The organism is Mycobacterium sp. SMC-2 (genome assembly GCF_025263485.1).
GTDB lineage: Bacteria > Actinomycetota > Actinomycetes > Mycobacteriales > Mycobacteriaceae > Mycobacterium.
In genome coordinates this window covers 1833987-1849702 of the sequence record NZ_CP079863.1, presented here as the reverse complement: position 1 = coordinate 1849702, position 15716 = coordinate 1833987, and the positions used below count along the sequence as shown (strand labels likewise).

Below are 15716 nucleotides of genomic sequence, written 5' to 3'. Positions count from 1 at the left end.
ATTTGGTTAACGCCCCGCGGAAACCGCCCGCGTCGGCGCCGTCGGCGCGCCACCCCCGCCCCTATGCTCCGGTGGTGCCGGGCGGAATCACGGGTTCAACAGGCTTGATGGGCAGGACATTTCGGGCCCTGCGGCTGCTCGGCGCGGTGGCCCTGGTGGGGCTGGCGGCCATTCCGCTGACCGGGCGCATAGGCCTTGCGGCAACGGCGCTCCCGCAGCCCGCGCACATCGTGATCGTGGTGGAGGAGAACCGCTCGGCGGCCAACATCATCGGCAACAAGTCGGCGCCCTTCATCACCGCGCTGGCCGCGGGCGGCGCCAACATGGTTCAGTCGTTCGCCGAAACACACCCCAGCGAGCCGAATTACCTGGCGATGTTCGCCGGCGACACCTTCGGGGTGACCAGCGACCGCTGCCCGGTCAACGCCGGCGCCGCGCCGAACCTGGGTTCCGAACTGCTGGCCGCGGGCTACACGTTCGCCGGCTTCGCCGAAGGCCTGCCGGCGGTCGGCTCGCCGGCGTGCACCGCCGGCAAGTACGCGCGCAAGCATGTGCCCTGGGCCAACTTCACCAACGTGCCACCGGCGAACTCGCTGCCGTTCTCCGCGTTCCCGATGGGAAATTACGCGAGCCTGCCCACCGTGTCGTTCGTTATCCCCAACAACGACAACAACATGCACGACGGCTCGATCGCGCAGGCCGACACCTGGCTGAACCGCCAGCTGACGGGCTACGCCAACTGGGCGATGGCCAACAACAGCCTGCTGATCGTGACGTGGGACGAGGACGACAATTCCAGTCGCAACCAGATCCCGACGATCTTCTACGGCGCGCACGTCGTCCCCGGCAACTACGGCGAGCGGATCAACCACTACAACGTGCTCTCCACGATCGAGCAGATGTACGGGCTGCCCAAGACCGGGTACGCGGCCACCGCGCCCCCGATCACCGATATCTGGGGTTAGGTCTCGGGCCAGCCGAGCCGGGCGCGTTCCCCGGCCGTCGCTATTGTGTGCCGCATGGCTGCTGACCTCGTGCCCATCCGCCTGAGCCTGTCCGACGGTGACCGCTACACGGTGTGGGCACCCCGCTGGCGGGACGCCGGCGACGAGTGGGAGGCATTCCTGGGCAAGGACGAGGACCTGTACGTCTTCGAAGGCGTCGCCGACCTGGTCGCGTTCGTGCGCTCCGACACCGACAACGACCTGGTCGACCACCCGGCGTGGAAGGACCTGACCTCGGCGCACGCGCACAAGTTCGCACCGGCCGAGGACAAGCAGTTCGATCTGGTCGCGGTCGAGGAGCTGGTCTCGGAGAAGCCGACCGAGGAGTCGGTGACCGCGCTGGCCCGCACGCTGGCGCTCGTCTCGTCCATCGGGTCGGTGTGCGAGCTCGCGGCGGTGTCGAAATTCTTCAACGGCAACCCCACGCTGGGCACCGTGTCGGGCGGGATCGACCACTTCACCGGCAAGGCCGGCCTCAAACGCTGGAACGCGATCGGCGAGATCATCGGGCGCGGCTGGGACGACGTGCTCGGCGCGATCGAGGGCATCGCCACCACCCCGGAGGTCGACGCCAAGCTGTCGGCCAAGGCCGCCGACGAGCTGGCCGAAGAGCCCGAGGAGACCGAGGAGGAAGAGGCGGACGAAGCCGAAGCCGCCGAGGAGACAAAAGAGGAGGCCGAGGAGTCGGAAGGGACCGACGACGAGGAACCCCGCGCGGCGGGCGACACCGTGATCCTGGGCAGCGACGAGGACTTCTGGGTGCAGGTGGGCATCGACCCCATTCGGATCATGACGAGTTCGGGCACCTTCTACACGCTGCGGTGCTACCTGGACGACCGTCCGATCTTCCTGGGACGCAACGGGCGGATCAGCGTGTTCAGCTCCGAGCGGGCGCTGGCTCGCTACCTCGCCGACGAGCACGACCACGACCTGGCCGACCTGAGCACCTACGACGACATCCGCACCGCGGCCACCGACGGTTCGCTGGAGGTCAAGGTCACCGAGGACAACATCTACGTGCTCAGCGGGCTGGCCGACGACATCGCCGACGGGCCGGACGCCGTGGACCGCGACCAGCTGGACCTCGCCGTCGAGCTACTCCGCGACATCGGCGACTACTCGGAGGAGGGGACGGTCGACAAGGCGCTCGACCCGGGGCGCCCGCTGGGCAAGCTGGTGGCCTACGTGCTCGAGCCGGGCTCGGTCGGCAAGCCCTCGGCGCCGTACGCCGCGGCGGTCCGCGAGTGGGAGAACTTGGAGCAATTCGTCGACGGGCGGCTCCGCAGGGAGTAGGCCCACCGTTTGACGGCCCGTTGAGTCTCATCTTTACTGGCGGGTGTCGCTTCCGGGGATCGGCCCGTTACCGCTGTACGGCTTTCAACGCCCGGGCATGCTGTTGTTCGGTTTGCTCCCGCTGGCTCTGCTGGCGGTCTACATCCTGGTCCAGGCTCGCCGTCGGCACCGCCTGCACCGGTTCACCGAGGCGCCCGTGCCCCAGTCGCCGACGCGGCACATTCCGATCGCCGTGTCGCTGCTCAGCCTGATCCTGTTGACCATCGCGCTGGCCACCCCCACCCACGACATGCGCATCCCGCGCAACCGGGCCGTCGTCGTGCTGGTCATCGACATGTCGCAGTCGATGCGGGCAACCGACGTCGCACCCAACCGGCTCAAGGCCGCCGAGGAGGCGGCCAGTCAGTTCGCCAGTCAGCTGACGCCGGGCATCAACCTCGGGCTGGTCGGCTTCGCGGGCACGCCCTACCTGCTGGTGCCGCCGACCCCGCAGCACCAGGCAACGATCGACGCGCTCAAGAAGCTCGACTTCGCCGACAGCACCGCCACGGGCGAGGCCATCTTCACCGCCCTGCACGCGGTCAGCGCCACGGCCATCACGGGTGGCGACACCCCGCCACCCGCCCGCATCGTGCTGCTGTCCGACGGCGGGGAGAACAAGCCGTCCAACCCCAGCGATCCGCACGACGGCGTGTACACGGCGGCGCGGCTGGCCCGCGACGAGGGCGTGCCCATCTCGACGATCTCGTTCGGCACCAAGACCGGTGAGATCGAGATGGACGGGCAGCGGGTCGCCGTCCCCGTCTCGACGGACCAGATGAAGACGATCGCCAAGCTGTCCGGCGGGCAGTCCTACACCGCCAGCAACATCGCCGAGCTCAACAAGAGCTACAACGCCATCGAGAAGGACATCGGCTACCGCGTCGTGGCCGGGCCGGGCAGCGCCGGGTGGTTGCGCCTGGGCGTGCTGGTCGCCCTGATCGCGACGGCGCTGGCGCTGCTGATCAACCGGCGGCTGCCGGTTTGATCGCTCAGGCGGGCAGCCGGCGGTTCAGGAACAGGCCGGCCAGGATGGCGCCGGCCATGGCGACGGACCCCAGCAGCATCCAGGCCAGGCTGGCGTCGCCCTTGACGGTTTCGTAGCCGATCTGGCGCTCGAGGGTCGCGTAGACGCTCTTCAGCGAGTCCAGGCTGTCGGCGTGGAACGACTGGCCGTCGGTGATCTCGCAGATCTTCTGCAGGGTCTGGTCGTCGACCGGAACCGGGATGGTGGCGCCCTCGTACTCGACGGTGCCGTATGGCGTCCCGAAGGAGATCGTCGAGATCTGCACCCCCTCGGCCTTGGCGGCCCTGGCGGCCGTGAACGCCCCCTGCGGGGCGTTGGGGTCCAGCGGCACGTTCTCGGCGCCGTCGGACTCCAGCACGATGCGCGCCGGTGGCGGGCCCTCGCCGCCCCCCATCACCGAGCCGACCGTCGCGATGGCCTGCAGCGCGGTGAAGAGGCCTTCGCCCGTCGCGGTTTTGGGGGCCGGCTTCAGCCGGTCGATCGCCGCCTTCACGGCCTGGCGGTTGGTCGTCGGGGACACCAGCAGCGACGCGTTGGCCGCGAACTGCACTAACCCCAGGTTGATCGCCGGCGTCAGCTCGTCGGCGAATTGCTTGCCGGCCTCCTTGGCGGCGGTGAGCCGGTCGGGGGGGACGTCGGTGGCGGCCATGGACTCCGACACGTCGATGACCAGCATCACGACCGCACGGTTGAGCGGGATGCGGACGTCGGAGGTCGGCCCGGCCATCGCGGTGGTCAGCAGCACCAGCGACACCGCCAGCAGGATCGTCGGCACGTGCCGCCACCGGCTGGGGTGCGCGGGCGCGACCCGCTCCAGCACCTCCATGTTGGCGAACCGCAGCACGCGGCGGCGGCGGGCGAACTGCAGCACGACGTAGATGCCCAGGACCAGCAGAACGACCAGCAGGACCAGGAAGAACCACGCGTTCTGGAAGCCGGTGACCGACACGGGGCCCAGCAGGGGCAGCTTCATGTGCAGCCACACTATGCGCCCGGTGGGCCCCGTGCACCGCCCCGCCGGCTCAGCCGGCGACGAGGTCGCGGCGCTGCGTGAACTTGATGTCGAGGCTGCGGAGATGGGTCTGCAGCCCGGCGTCCTGGATCGGGATCAGGTGTGCGGGCTCGTCGCTCTCGTTGTAGTGGGCGTGCCACATGCCCGGCGGGGTGGTGAAGGCGCAGCCGGCCCGCCAGTCCACCCGGGTGGGGTCGACGATGTCGCCGTGCTCGTCCAGGCGCGTGCCCAGCAGGGTGTAGCAGCCGCTGGGCGGCGCGTCGAGGATCAGGTCCAGGGCGACCGACTGGTGGCGGTGCGGGCGCTGCACCTGATTCGGCGGCAGCACGCCGAACATGGCCCACAGCACGTGGGTGATGGTCAGCGTCTGCTCCTGGTTGGCGTTGGCCAGCAGCACGCTGACCCGGCTCTTCTCGTTGGCGCCCGGGCGCGACGCGATCTCCTCCAGCTTCGCGACCGCATCCGAGCGGCGGAACTTGGTGGCGCGGAACCGCGGCCGGGTGGCGTCGGCGCCCAGGTAGCGCATCAGCGGCTCGTCGTGCACCCAGTAGATGGCCGTGTCGGTGGCCGCGTAGAAGACCGAGTGGGTGCCGGCGGGCAGGGTCAAAAAGTCGCCCTTCTCCCACTGCACCAGCTGGCCGTTGACCGCCGCGAAGCCCCGCCCGTACAGCACGTAGTACAGCTGCGAGGTGGCGTTGGGGCTGGTGTCGACCTGTTCGCCCGGACGGATGCGCAGGAAGTTGGCCAGCAGCGCGGGGCTGGTCGCCGCGCCGGTCTCGATGCCCAGCTCCTTGGACAGATCCAGCGGGATCACACCGGTCGGCCGATCGGTGTAGACCTCCGGATCGAATCGGGTGACCGGGACCCGCGGGACGTGGCCCGAGCCGATGGGGTTGGCGGCCTTGGAGTACTCGAAGTACTCGGCGTCGGAGGCCCAGTCTTGGAAACGACCTTCGAAGCCGTAGTCGGCCACGTTGATCATCGGCGCGGGAATCGTCGGGTCCAGGTTCGGGGTCACGGCTTGTTCGGTGATGGGCATTTTCGCGGCTCCTTCGAGCTGCTCGGGGCTTCTTGAGTGCGTAATGTTTTTTTCGTATCTATCTTGTATCTCAGTTGTGGCCCTGTCAAGGTGGCCATTGGTGTACCGTCACGACACTGCTGGGATACGACTTAGCTACGGAAGGCTGCAGTGGCAACGATCGACCCGCGGCCGGGCACGGCCAAGGACCGCGCGCTGGACTACGTCAAGACGCAGGTGCTCACCGGCGCGTACCCCGGCGGCGAGCTGATCAGCGAGGGCGACGTCGCCTCGGCCCTCGGAATGTCGCGCACGCCGGTGCGCGAGGCGTTCCTGCGCCTGGAGGCCGAGGGGCTGCTGCGGCTGTACCCGCAGCGCGGCGCCCTGGTCGTCCCGGTGTCGCCCGACGAGGTCCGCTCGGTGATGGAGGCGCGGCTGGTCTTGGAGCAGTTCGCCGCGACGAAGGTGGTGGGTCGCGGGCCCGCCACGTGCGCCGCGGTTTTCGAGCGGCTGTCGGGCGAGCTGCAACGGCAGCGCGCCGCCGTCGACCGCTCCGATTGGTCCGCGTTCCTCGAGGCCGACCGCGCCTTTCACGCCATCACCCTGGCCGAATCGGGGAACGCCATTTTGTCGGGTTTCTATGCGTCGCTGCGGGATCGGCAGATGCGGATGATCGGCGAATCGGCGCTGCGCGATCCGGACCGGGTGGCGACGATCCTGCACGAGCACCGCGAGATCGCCGAGGCGTTGCGCGACGCCGACGCCCAGCGAGCGTTGCGCGCGGTGCAGACGCACCTGGCCAGCACGGTGCGCGCCATCGGTCTGGCGGCCGACTTGATTTGAGCCCGGGCGAATTGTGTTAGAAGTCCGCTGATTCGGGGAAGTCCCGTCAAAGATGGCGCCCACCCTGGGCGCCGCTACGACAGGAGCTCGAAGTGATCACATCCATAATCCTCGCCATCGTGGTGGGCGCGATCATCGGTTTGGTCGCCCGCCTGGTGATGCCGGGAAAGCAGAACGTCGGCATGGTGATGACCGTCGTGATCGGCGCCGTAGGCGGCTTGATCGGCTCGGCGGTGGCCAGCGCGCTCGGATACCACAACGCCAACGGTGGCGTGGCCTGGATTCCGTTCTTCATCGGAGTGGGCGCCGCCATCGTCCTCATCGCCATCTACGAATCGCTGGCCGGTCGCCGCACCGGCACCCGGCTCCCCCGCTGAGCCGAAAGCTGCGCCGCTCGCCCACTTTTGGGCGAGCGGCGTCAGCCTGCGATCAGCACCGCGTACCGCGGCTTGATCACGTCGTCGATGATCGCCAGCCGCTCGTCGAACGGAATGAACGCCGACTTCATCGCGTTGATGGTGAACCGCTCGAGATCGCTCCAGCCGTAGCCGAAAGCCTGGACCAGCCGGGACATTTCGAGGCTCATCGTGGTATCGCTCATCAGCCGGTTGTCGGTGTTCACGGTCACCCGGAACCGGGCGCGGGCCAGCAGGTCGAACGGATGGTCCGCGATGCTTTTCACCGCACCGGTCTGCACGTTGGAGCTGGGGCACAGCTCCAGCGGAATTCGCTTGTCCCGCAGGATCGATGCCAGCCTGCCCAACCTGACTTTGCCGTCACCCAGGACGTCTATGTCATCGACGATGCGCACCCCGTGGCCCAGGCGGTCGGCGCCGCAGAACGCGATCGCCTCGTGAATCGACGGCAGCCCGAACGCCTCGCCCGCGTGGATGGTGAAGCGCGCGTTGTTGTCCCGCATGTACTCGAAGGCGTCCAGGTGCCGCGTCGGCGGGTTGCCGGCCTCGGCGCCGGCGATGTCGAAGCCGACGACTCCCTTGTCCCGGAACCGGATTGCCAGCTCGGCGATCTCCCGAGACACCGCGGCGTGCCGCATGGCGGTGACCAACAGCCGCACCACGATCGGCCGGCCCGCGGCGGTGCAGGCCTTCTCGCCGTCGGCAAAACCGGCCAGCACGGCGTCGACGATCTCGTCGAACGAGAGCCCCCGGTCGATGTGCAGCTCCGGCGCGAATCGGATCTCGGCGTAGACAACCGAGTCGGCGGCCAGGTCTTCCACGCATTCGTAGGCGACGCGATGCAGCGCCTCCGGCGTCTGCATCACCGCCACGGTGTGCGAGAACGGCTCCAGGTAACGCTCCAGCGAGCCGCTGTGCGACCGGGTGCGAAACCAGGTGGCCAGCTCGTCGACGTTGGTGGTGGGCAGCTCGTCGTAGCCGATCTGGCCGGCGATGTCCACCACGGTCGACGGGCGCAGCCCCCCGTCGAGGTGATCGTGCAGCAGGGCCTTGGGCGCCTTCTTGATCTGCTCGAGGCCCAATGGTGTTGTCACGTGGTGATCCGATCGATGATCAGCGGCCGGGGAGCCGGTGCCGTGTCGCCGACGCGGTAGCCGCCGTCCAATTCGGCCAGCGCGGCGCCGAAGCGTTCCGGGGTGTCGGTGTACAGGGTGAACAACGGGGCGCCGGCCGTGACCGGCTCGCCGGGGCGGCGGTGGATCCGGATGCCGGCGCCGGCCTGCACCCGTTCGCCCGGACGGGACCTGCCCGCGCCGAGCCGCCAAGCCGCCAGCCCCACTGCCATCGCGTCGATATCGCCCATTGTGCCGCCCCGCCCGGCGGTCACGGTCTCGGAATGCGCACCGATGGGCAACGGAACCGACAAATCCCCACCCTGGGCGGCGATCAGCCGGCGAAAGCGGTCCATCGCGGTGCCGTCGCGCAGCGTCTCGGCGGGGTCGCATCCGTCGACCCCGGCCAACTCGAGCATCTCGGAGGCCAGCCGCAGCGTCAGCTCGACCACGTCGGGCGGGCCACCGCCGGCCAGCACGTCCAGCGACTCGGCGACCTCGAGGGCGTTGCCCACCGTCGCGCCCAGCGGGCGGTTCATGTCGGTCAACAGCGCGCGGGTGGGCACCCGGTGCGCCGCGCCCAGCTCGACCATGGTGTGGGCCAGTTCGCGGCACCGCTCCGCGGAGCTCAGCAGCGCGCCGGAGCCCACCTTCACGTCGAGCACCAGCGCGCCGGTCCCCTCGGCCAGCTTCTTGCTCATCACCGAGCTGGCGATCAGCGGCAGCGACTCGACGGTGGCGGTGACGTCGCGCAGTGCGTACAGCTTGGCGTCGGCCGGGGCCAGCTCGCCCGCGGCGAAGATGGCCGCGCCGACGTCGAGAAGTTGCTCGCGCACCCGCCGGTTGGACAGCGCCGCGGTGAACCCGGCGATGGACTCGAGCTTGTCCAAGGTGCCGCCGGTGTGCCCGAGCCCCCGCCCCGACGCCTGGGGCACCGCCGCGCCGCAGGCGGCGACGACGGCCACCAGGGGCAGGGTGATCTTGTCCCCCACGCCGCCGGTGGAGTGCTTGTCCACGGTCGGCCTCGGCAGGTCGCGGAAGTCCAGCCGTGCGCCGGAGGCCAGCATCGCCGCGGTCCAGCTGGCGGTCTCGCCGCGGTCCATGCCGCGCAGGAAGATCGCCATCAGCAGCGCCGACATCTGTTCCTCGGCCACCTGGCCGTGGGTGTAGGCGTCGACGACCCACGCGATGGCGGCGTCGGACAGCCGCCCGCCGTCGCGCTTGGTCCGGATCACCGTGGGCGCGTCGAATGTGTAGTCGGTCAACGGGGTTCCCGTGGCAGGTCGGCGCTGAAGGCGTCGGGCAGCAGCTCACCGAGGCGGCGGGGCCCGGCCGGATGGTCGACCAGCAGCTCGGGGCCGCCGTGCTCCAGCAGCAGCTGGCGGCATCGCCCGCACGGCATCAGCGGGGACCCCTGCCCGTCGACGCAGGCCAGCGCGATCAGCCGGCCACCGCCGGTCGCGTGTAGGGCGCACACCACACCGCATTCGGCGCAGAGACCGAGGCCATATGAGACGTTTTCCACATTGCAGCCGGTGACCACGCGGCCGTCGTCGACCAGCGCGGCCGCCCCCACCGGGTAGCGCGAGTACGGCGCGTAGGCCCTCGCCGCGGCACTGATTGCCTTGTGGCGCAAGGTTTTCCAATCGACATCAGGCATACCCAACCCCGTTCGCCTTTGGGCACGTAAGACTGCCACCCTAACTCTGACATGGCACTTCGCTTGGCGGACTGCTCGACGCGGGCGGTCCGCGCGCCGGGTTAGGCTGAACTGCCCCGATGTCAGAAGGCGGTGAGGACTGGGTGACCAGACAGGCGACAACCGCGGATCCGGCAACACAATCTGCGCGCGGGCGGCGACCACCCCGGACCCTGTATCGGGGCGACCCCGGCATGTGGTCGTGGGTGTTGCACCGCATCAGCGGCGCGACGATCTTCTTCTTCCTGTTCGTCCACGTGCTGGACGCGGCGATGCTGCGGGTGAGCCCGCAGACCTACGACGCCGTGATCCACGACTACAAGACCCCGATCGTCGGACTGATGGAGTACGGGCTGGTGGCGGCGGTGGCATTCCACGGGCTGAACGGGATCCGCGTCATCCTCATCGACTTCTGGTCCGAGGGCCCCCGCTATCAGAAGGTGATGTTCTGGGTCGTCGGCGTCGTCTTTCTGCTGCTCATGGTTCCGGCCGGCGTAGTGATCGGCATCCACATGACCGAGCACCTGCGATGAGCAGCCCCGACCTGCAGCTCGGCCGGGGCCAGGCGGCCCCGGTGCGCCAGCGCGGCCACGACCGGCCGGCCGGCCTGGACAACCCGCGCTCGCCGCGGCGCCGGGCCGGCATCGGAAACTTCGAGAAGTTCGCGTGGCTGTTCATGCGGTTCTCCGGTGTCGCGCTGCTATTCCTAGCCGTCGGGCACCTGTTCATCATGCTGATGGTCGACGACGGCGTTTACCGCATCGACTTCAACTACGTGGCGCAGCGCTGGGGCTCGCCATTCTGGCAGTTATGGGACTTGGCGCTGTTGTGGCTGGCGCAGCTGCACGGCGGCAACGGCCTGCGCGTCATCATCGACGACTACAGCCGCAAGGACCGCACCCGGTTCTGGCTCAACAGCCTGCTGCTGTTGTCGATGGCGTTCACGCTGGTGCTCGGCACCTATGTGCTGGTGACGTTCGACCCGAATATCGGAGGCTGACATGTTTGCGCCACCTCGCCCCCGCAAGCGGGAGGTGCCCCCATCTCATCGCTTCGTCCCCCTCGCCGCTTCGCGGCTGGGTGTGCCCCCACTGCATCGTCGGCGGCGGTCGAGGTGATCGCCCAACACCGATACGACGTGGTCATCGTGGGTGCCGGCGGCGCCGGCATGCGCGCGGCGGTGGAGGCCGGTCCGCGGGTGCGGACCGCGGTGCTGACCAAGCTCTACCCCACCCGCAGCCACACCGGCGCCGCCCAGGGCGGGATGTGCGCGGCGCTGGCCAACGTCGAGGACGACAACTGGGAATGGCACACCTTCGACACCGTCAAGGGCGGCGACTACCTCGCCGACCAGGACGCGGTGGAGATCATGTGCAAGGAAGCCATCGACGCGGTGCTCGACCTGGAGAAGATGGGGATGCCGTTCAACCGCACCCCCGAGGGCCGCATCGACCAGCGCCGCTTCGGCGGGCACACCCGCGAGCACGGCAAGGCTCCGGTGCGCCGGGCCTGCTACGCCGCCGACCGCACCGGCCACATGATCCTGCAGACGCTCTACCAGAACTGCGTCCGCCACGACGTGCAGTTCTTCAACGAGTTCTACGCGCTGGACCTGGTTTTGACGCAGACCCCGAGCGGCCCAGTGGCCACCGGCGTGGTGGCCTACGAGCTGGCCACCGGTGAGATCCACGTCTTCCACGCCAAGGCCGTGGTGCTCGCTACCGGCGGGTCGGGCCGGATGTACAAGACCACCTCCAACGCGCACACACTGACCGGTGACGGCATGGGCATCGTGTTCCGCAAGGGACTTCCGTTGGAGGACATGGAGTTTCACCAGTTCCATCCGACCGGGCTGGCCGGGCTGGGCATCCTGATCTCCGAGGCCGTGCGCGGCGAGGGCGGCCGCCTGCTCAACGCCGACGGCGAGCGCTTCATGGAGCGCTACGCCCCGACCATCGTCGACCTGGCGCCGCGCGATATCGTCGCCCGCTCCATGGTGCTGGAGGTGCTGGAGGGCCGCGGCGCCGGCCCGCACAAGGACTACGTCTACATCGACGTGCGCCACCTCGGCGAGGACGTGCTCGAGACCAAGCTGCCCGACATCACCGAGTTCGCCCGCACCTACCTGGGCGTCGACCCGGTGCACGAGCTGGTCCCCGTCTACCCGACGTGCCACTACGTGATGGGTGGCATCCCCACCACCGTCACCGGACAAGTGTTGGCCGACAACACCTCTACCGTGCCGGGCCTGTACGCGGCCGGCGAATGCGCGTGCGTGTCGGTGCACGGCGCCAACCGGTTGGGCACCAATTCCCTATTGGACATCAACGTCTTCGGCCGTCGCGCCGGCATCGCCGCCGCGGACTTCGCCGGCATGCATGACTTTGTCGACATGCCGCCCAACCCGGAGGCTATGGTCGTCGGCTGGGTCGCCGACATCTTGAGTGAGCACGGCAGCGAGCGGGTGGCCGACATTCGCGGCGCGCTGCAGCAGTCGATGGACAACAACGCCGCGGTGTTCCGCACCGAGGAGACGCTCAAGCAGGCGCTGACCGACATTCACGCGCTCAAGGAGCGGTATTCCCGAATTACCGTGCACGACAAGGGAAAGCGCTTCAACAGCGACCTGCTGGAAGCCATCGAACTGGGCTTTTTGCTGGAGCTGGCCGAGGCCACCGTGGTGGGTGCGCTGAACCGCAAGGAGTCTCGCGGCGGGCACGCTCGGGAGGACTACCCGAACCGCGACGACGTCAACTACATGCGGCACACGATGGCCTACAAGGAGATTGGGGCCGATAAGCGGGGCACCGATCTGCGCAGCGACATCGCGCTGGACTTCAAGCCCGTCGTGCAGACCCGCTACGAACCAAAGGAACGGAAGTACTGATGTCCGCCGAAGTGGAGCCGCCCTTGCCGCCCGTTCCCGAGGGCGCGGTGATGGTGACCCTCAAAATCGCCCGGTTCAACCCCGACAACCCCGACGCCTTCGCCGAAACCGGTGGCTGGCAGAGCTTTCGGGTGCCCTGCCTGCCCAGCGACCGGCTGCTCAACCTGCTGATCTACATCAAGAGCTACCTGGACGGGACGCTGACCTTCCGGCGCTCCTGCGCCCACGGGGTGTGCGGCTCGGACGCCATGCGCATCAACGGGATGAACCGGCTGGCGTGCAAGGTGCTGATGCGCGACCTGCTGCCAGGAGACCGGCGCAAGGCCAAAAAGGGGGGGCTCACCGTCACGGTCGAGCCGATCCGCGGGCTGCCGGTGGAAAAGGACCTGGTGGTCGACATGGAGCCGTTCTTCGACGCCTACCGCGCGGTCAAGCCCTACCTGGTCACCAGCGGGAATCCGCCTACCCGGGAACGCATTCAGAGCCCCACCGACCGCGCCCGCTACGACGACACCACCAAGTGCATCCTGTGTGCGGCGTGCACCACCAGCTGCCCGATCTTCTGGCACGAGGGCAGCTACTACGGGCCGGCGGCGATCGTCAACGCGCACCGCTTCATCTTCGACAGCCGCGACGAGGCCGCCGCCGAGCGCCTCGACATCCTCAACGAGGTCGACGGCGTATGGCGCTGCCGCACCACGTTCAATTGCACCGAGTGCTGCCCGCGCGGCATCCAGGTCACCAAGGCGATCCAGGAGGTCAAGCGCGCGCTGATGTTTTCGCGCTAATCGGCGCGAGCGTCTGCTCGTCACAACCCGGCGATCTGTCTCGTCTGAGGGGTATGACACAGAAAACCCGCATCGAACCCCTTCCCCCGCGGCGCACCGGGCTGCTGACCCGCGCCATGTACCGGTACGCCAGGCGGCGCTTCGGCGAGGTCCCCGAACCCTTCGCCGTGACCGCCCACCATCGCAAGCTGATGGTCGCCGGCGCCGTGCACGAAACGATGGTCGACCGGGCGTCGAAGGCACTGCCCGTCAGCGTGCGTGAGCTGGCGGTGTTGTGGACCGCGCGCGCCATCGGCTGTTCATGGTGCGTCGACTTTGGGTCCATGCTGCAGCGCCTGGACGGCCTGGACATCGAGCGACTCAAAGACATCGACGATTACGCCAGCTCACCGCTTTTTACCGACGACGAGCGCGCGGCGATCCGCTACGCCGACGCGATGACGACCGACCCGCACACCGTCACCGACGAGCAGGTCGCCGACCTGCGCGCCCGGTTCGGCGACGCCGGCGTAATCGAGCTGACCTACCAGATCGGCGTGGAGAACATGCGGGCCCGGATGAACACCGCGCTGGGCATCACCGAGCAGGGCTTCAGTTCCGGTGACGCCTGCCGCGTGCCGTGGGCCGACGAGCTCCCCCAATCGGTGGACTAACGGATCGTCCGAACTGGGGAAAGACGAATCCTGCAACGAGGAGCCGAATGGTGGAAAGACATCGCCCGGGCTGACGGGGAGAGTTATCGTGAGCCCAAGATGCGAAACGCATCGCACGGGACCGGACCGGGAGAACCGAAATGGACCAACTCATCGCCCCCCCGTCCCATCAGCCGGCGCGGCAACGGCGGCTGGGTGTGGTCGATGGGCTGGGCCCCCACACCACCGCCCGGTTCTACCGACTGCTGTGCGACAAGCACCGGGCGCTCACGGGCGGTTCGTCTCCGGACGTGGTGGTGCACAGCATCTCGGTGCAGCGGCGTCTCGTCGAGGTGGCCTCGGCCGGCGCAGTGCGGCCCGAGAACTCCGAAGCGCTGCGGCATCTCGTGGCCCGGACATGTCGATCCCTCGCTGGAAGCGGCGCGGACGTGATCGCCGTCGCGTGCAACGCCACCACGGTCGATCCCTCGATCGCCACATCTACGTGCATCGGGATGGTCGAAGCGACGGGTAAGGCGCTGCGACGGCTGAACGCCCGCCGTGTCGGCCTTCTCGCGTCGAGCATCATGGTGGCCTCCGCCGCCTACGAGCGCGGCTTGGCCGACGCCGGCATCACCGTCGTGGCACCGGCCGCCCACGATCAGGAGGTGATCGACCGGTTCATCGAGTCACTGCGCTGGTCCGCGACTCCGGTCCCGGTCCCCGCGAGCTTCCTGCGGGCCGTCACCAACCTCAGCGAAGGCGTGGACGCGGTGGTGCTCGACTGCGCCGAATTCTCCGGTGTGGTCGACACGAAGATGGCGGGTAAGCCCGTCATCGACAGCGTGAGCGCGCTGGTCGACGAATCGTGTCGCGCGCTGCTGGATCCCGCCCCGACCGGCGCCGACCCGGCCTCAGGGCCGTCGCAGCGGGGAGCCGGTGAACTTCTCCGGGTTGGCTATATCCCATAGGGCGCAGACCTTTCCGTCGCGCACGGTGATCGCCGTGATCCGCGGCATCATCTCCCGATACCCGTCGGACGCGGGGCAGCCGGCCGTGTAGATCCCCAGTTCGCCGTTGACCAGTCCCAGCTGATACGAGCTGAACATCGCCGGCCCGTAGCGCTGCGCCAGGCCCAGCATGAACCGCACCACCTTGTCCGGGCCGTGGATGACCTGAACGGCGGTGGGCGCCTTGCCATTCGAATCACCGGTGAAGGTGACGTCGGGATGCAGCAGCGAAACGACGGTGTCCAGGTCGCCGGCGGCCATCGCGGCCATCAGCCGGCCGACCACCTCGGCGTGCGACGGGTCGGGCTCGGGCGGTGGCTCGGCGCTGACGGCCTTGCGGGCCCGCGACGCCGACTGCCGGGCGGCCGCCTCGGTGGTGCCCAGCACGTCGGCGATTTCGGCGAACGGCACCGCGAACCCGTCGTGCAGCACGAACGCGACCCGCTGATCGGGCGAGAGGCGCTCCAGCACCACCATCGCCGCGAACCGGGCATCCTCGCGGGCCACCACGGCCGCCAGGGGATCCGCGCCGCCGAGATCGGTCACCACCGGCTCCGGCAGCCAGTTGCCGGTGTAGGTCTCGCGCCGGTGCGCGGCCGAGCGCAACTTGTCCAGGGCCAGCCGGCTCACCACGGTGGTCAGCCAGGCCCGCAGGTCGGTGATGTCGGCGCCCTGCCCGACCCACCGCAGCCAGGCGTCCTGCACGATGTCCTCCGCATCGGCCACCGTGCCGGTGAGGCGGTAGGCGACCGACATGAGATGCGGCCGCAGGGACTCGAATTCGCTGACCTGCTGCGCTGCGGTCATGCAGCGAGCCTAGCGCGGCGACGGCGAGCGCCGGAAAGGCGCGAGTAAGGAGCCGGGCCATGAAACCCAGCGCGGCGACGGCGAGCGCCGGAACGGCGCGAGTAAGGAGCCGGGCCATGAAACCCAGCG

At 68.9% G+C, this 15716-nt stretch carries 16 protein-coding genes and 1 pseudogene; 11 read left to right on the top strand and 6 right to left on the bottom strand.

Annotation, left to right across the window (positions count from 1 at the left end; all coding sequences use genetic code 11):
- Positions 1-107: 107 nt before the first annotated feature.
- From KXD96_RS08785 to KXD96_RS08775, 3 genes are read left to right on the top strand one after another with little or no spacing between them, the layout of a single operon-like run.
- Positions 108-965 (top strand): alkaline phosphatase family protein, encoded by an 858-nt coding sequence (locus KXD96_RS08785; protein ID WP_260744212.1) that lies wholly within the window; start codon positions 108-110, stop codon positions 963-965.
- 54 nt (positions 966-1019) lie between these two features.
- Positions 1020-2297: a primosomal protein gene (locus KXD96_RS08780; RefSeq protein WP_260744211.1), complete on the top strand. Its 1278-nt coding sequence runs from the start codon at positions 1020-1022 to the stop codon at positions 2295-2297.
- 43 nt (positions 2298-2340) lie between these two features.
- Positions 2341-3324 (top strand): VWA domain-containing protein, encoded by a 984-nt coding sequence (locus tag KXD96_RS08775; RefSeq protein WP_260744210.1) that lies wholly within the window; start codon positions 2341-2343, stop codon positions 3322-3324.
- Between the two features lie 4 nt (positions 3325-3328).
- Here the strand turns inward: KXD96_RS08775 and KXD96_RS08770 are convergent, their stop codons facing one another.
- Both KXD96_RS08770 and KXD96_RS08765 read right to left on the bottom strand, forming a co-directional pair.
- Positions 3329-4336 (bottom strand): VWA domain-containing protein, encoded by a 1008-nt coding sequence (locus KXD96_RS08770; RefSeq protein WP_260744209.1) that lies wholly within the window; start codon positions 4334-4336, stop codon positions 3329-3331.
- 49 nt (positions 4337-4385) lie between these two features.
- Positions 4386-5414, bottom strand: coding sequence for a cupin domain-containing protein (locus tag KXD96_RS08765; protein WP_260744208.1), 1029 nt, complete (start codon positions 5412-5414; stop codon positions 4386-4388).
- A gap of 150 nt (positions 5415-5564) precedes the next feature.
- On the opposite strand from KXD96_RS08765, the gene KXD96_RS08760 reads away from it, so the two are divergent.
- Together KXD96_RS08760 and KXD96_RS08755 are read left to right on the top strand one after the other, a co-directional pair.
- On the top strand, positions 5565-6236 hold the full coding sequence (locus tag KXD96_RS08760) for a GntR family transcriptional regulator (protein WP_260744207.1): 672 nt from the start codon (positions 5565-5567) through the stop codon (positions 6234-6236).
- Between the two features lie 92 nt (positions 6237-6328).
- Positions 6329-6613 carry a GlsB/YeaQ/YmgE family stress response membrane protein gene (locus tag KXD96_RS08755; RefSeq protein WP_260744206.1) on the top strand — a complete coding sequence of 95 codons (285 nt, stop codon included), beginning with the start codon at positions 6329-6331 and terminating at the stop codon, positions 6611-6613.
- 41 nt (positions 6614-6654) lie between these two features.
- On the opposite strand, the gene KXD96_RS08750 is transcribed toward KXD96_RS08755, so the two are convergent.
- The 3 genes from KXD96_RS08750 to KXD96_RS08740 are packed head-to-tail and all read right to left on the bottom strand — an operon-like array spanning position 6655 to position 9424.
- Positions 6655-7746: an adenosine deaminase gene (locus KXD96_RS08750; protein WP_260744205.1), complete on the bottom strand. Its 1092-nt coding sequence runs from the start codon at positions 7744-7746 to the stop codon at positions 6655-6657.
- Positions 7743-9029, bottom strand: a complete 1287-nt coding sequence (locus KXD96_RS08745) for a thymidine phosphorylase (RefSeq protein ID WP_260744204.1) — start codon at positions 9027-9029, stop codon at positions 7743-7745. The genes KXD96_RS08750 and KXD96_RS08745 overlap by 4 nt, the downstream gene beginning before the upstream one ends.
- Positions 9026-9424 (bottom strand): cytidine deaminase, encoded by a 399-nt coding sequence (locus KXD96_RS08740; RefSeq protein WP_260744203.1) that lies wholly within the window; start codon positions 9422-9424, stop codon positions 9026-9028. The genes KXD96_RS08745 and KXD96_RS08740 overlap by 4 nt, the downstream gene beginning before the upstream one ends.
- Positions 9425-9657: 233 nt before the next feature.
- Between KXD96_RS08740 and sdhC the strand changes: the two genes are divergently transcribed.
- The 6 genes and pseudogenes from sdhC (at position 9658) to KXD96_RS08710 (ending at position 14741) form a co-directional block, all read left to right on the top strand.
- Entirely contained in the window at positions 9658-9996 is a 339-nt protein-coding gene (gene sdhC, locus KXD96_RS08735) for a succinate dehydrogenase, cytochrome b556 subunit (RefSeq protein WP_260745283.1), read from the top strand.
- Positions 9993-10463 carry a succinate dehydrogenase hydrophobic membrane anchor subunit gene (locus tag KXD96_RS08730; RefSeq protein WP_260744202.1) on the top strand — a complete coding sequence of 157 codons (471 nt, stop codon included), beginning with the start codon at positions 9993-9995 and terminating at the stop codon, positions 10461-10463. The genes sdhC and KXD96_RS08730 overlap by 4 nt, the downstream gene beginning before the upstream one ends.
- 114 nt (positions 10464-10577) lie before the next feature.
- A complete protein-coding gene (gene sdhA / locus KXD96_RS08725) occupies positions 10578-12350 on the top strand; it encodes a succinate dehydrogenase flavoprotein subunit (protein ID WP_260744201.1) in 1773 nt (590 codons plus the stop codon).
- A complete protein-coding gene (locus KXD96_RS08720) occupies positions 12350-13138 on the top strand; it encodes a succinate dehydrogenase iron-sulfur subunit (protein ID WP_260744200.1) in 789 nt (262 codons plus the stop codon). Before sdhA ends, KXD96_RS08720 begins: the two co-directional genes overlap by 1 nt.
- An 8-nt stretch (positions 13139-13146) precedes the next feature.
- A pseudogene (locus KXD96_RS08715) lies at positions 13147-13791 on the top strand (carboxymuconolactone decarboxylase family protein); the annotation flags it as partial.
- Positions 13792-13931: 140 nt separating this feature from the next.
- Complete coding sequence (locus KXD96_RS08710; protein ID WP_260744199.1) at positions 13932-14741, top strand: aspartate/glutamate racemase family protein; 810 nt, start codon at positions 13932-13934, stop codon at positions 14739-14741.
- On the opposite strand, the gene KXD96_RS08705 is transcribed toward KXD96_RS08710, so the two are convergent.
- On the bottom strand, positions 14685-15587 hold the full coding sequence (locus KXD96_RS08705; RefSeq protein ID WP_260744198.1) for a sigma-70 family RNA polymerase sigma factor: 903 nt from the start codon (positions 15585-15587) through the stop codon (positions 14685-14687). The two genes, KXD96_RS08710 and KXD96_RS08705, sit on opposite strands and share 57 nt — an antisense overlap.
- Positions 15588-15716: the final 129 nt, after the last annotated feature.

Coding starts and splice junctions, on each gene's coding strand:
- KXD96_RS08785 (WP_260744212.1), top strand. CDS start 108: ATGGGCAGGACATTTCGGGCCCTGCGGCTGCTCGGCGCGGTGGCCCTG.
- KXD96_RS08780 (WP_260744211.1), top strand. CDS start 1,020: ATGGCTGCTGACCTCGTGCCCATCCGCCTGAGCCTGTCCGACGGTGAC.
- KXD96_RS08770 (WP_260744209.1), bottom strand. CDS start 4,336: ATGAAGCTGCCCCTGCTGGGCCCCGTGTCGGTCACCGGCTTCCAGAAC.
- KXD96_RS08765 (WP_260744208.1), bottom strand. CDS start 5,414: ATGCCCATCACCGAACAAGCCGTGACCCCGAACCTGGACCCGACGATT.
- KXD96_RS08740 (WP_260744203.1), bottom strand. CDS start 9,424: ATGCCTGATGTCGATTGGAAAACCTTGCGCCACAAGGCAATCAGTGCC.
- sdhC (WP_260745283.1), top strand. CDS start 9,658: ATGTGGTCGTGGGTGTTGCACCGCATCAGCGGCGCGACGATCTTCTTC.
- KXD96_RS08730 (WP_260744202.1), top strand. CDS start 9,993: ATGAGCAGCCCCGACCTGCAGCTCGGCCGGGGCCAGGCGGCCCCGGTG.
- KXD96_RS08720 (WP_260744200.1), top strand. CDS start 12,350: ATGTCCGCCGAAGTGGAGCCGCCCTTGCCGCCCGTTCCCGAGGGCGCG.
- KXD96_RS08710 (WP_260744199.1), top strand. CDS start 13,932: ATGGACCAACTCATCGCCCCCCCGTCCCATCAGCCGGCGCGGCAACGG.
- KXD96_RS08705 (WP_260744198.1), bottom strand. CDS start 15,587: ATGACCGCAGCGCAGCAGGTCAGCGAATTCGAGTCCCTGCGGCCGCAT.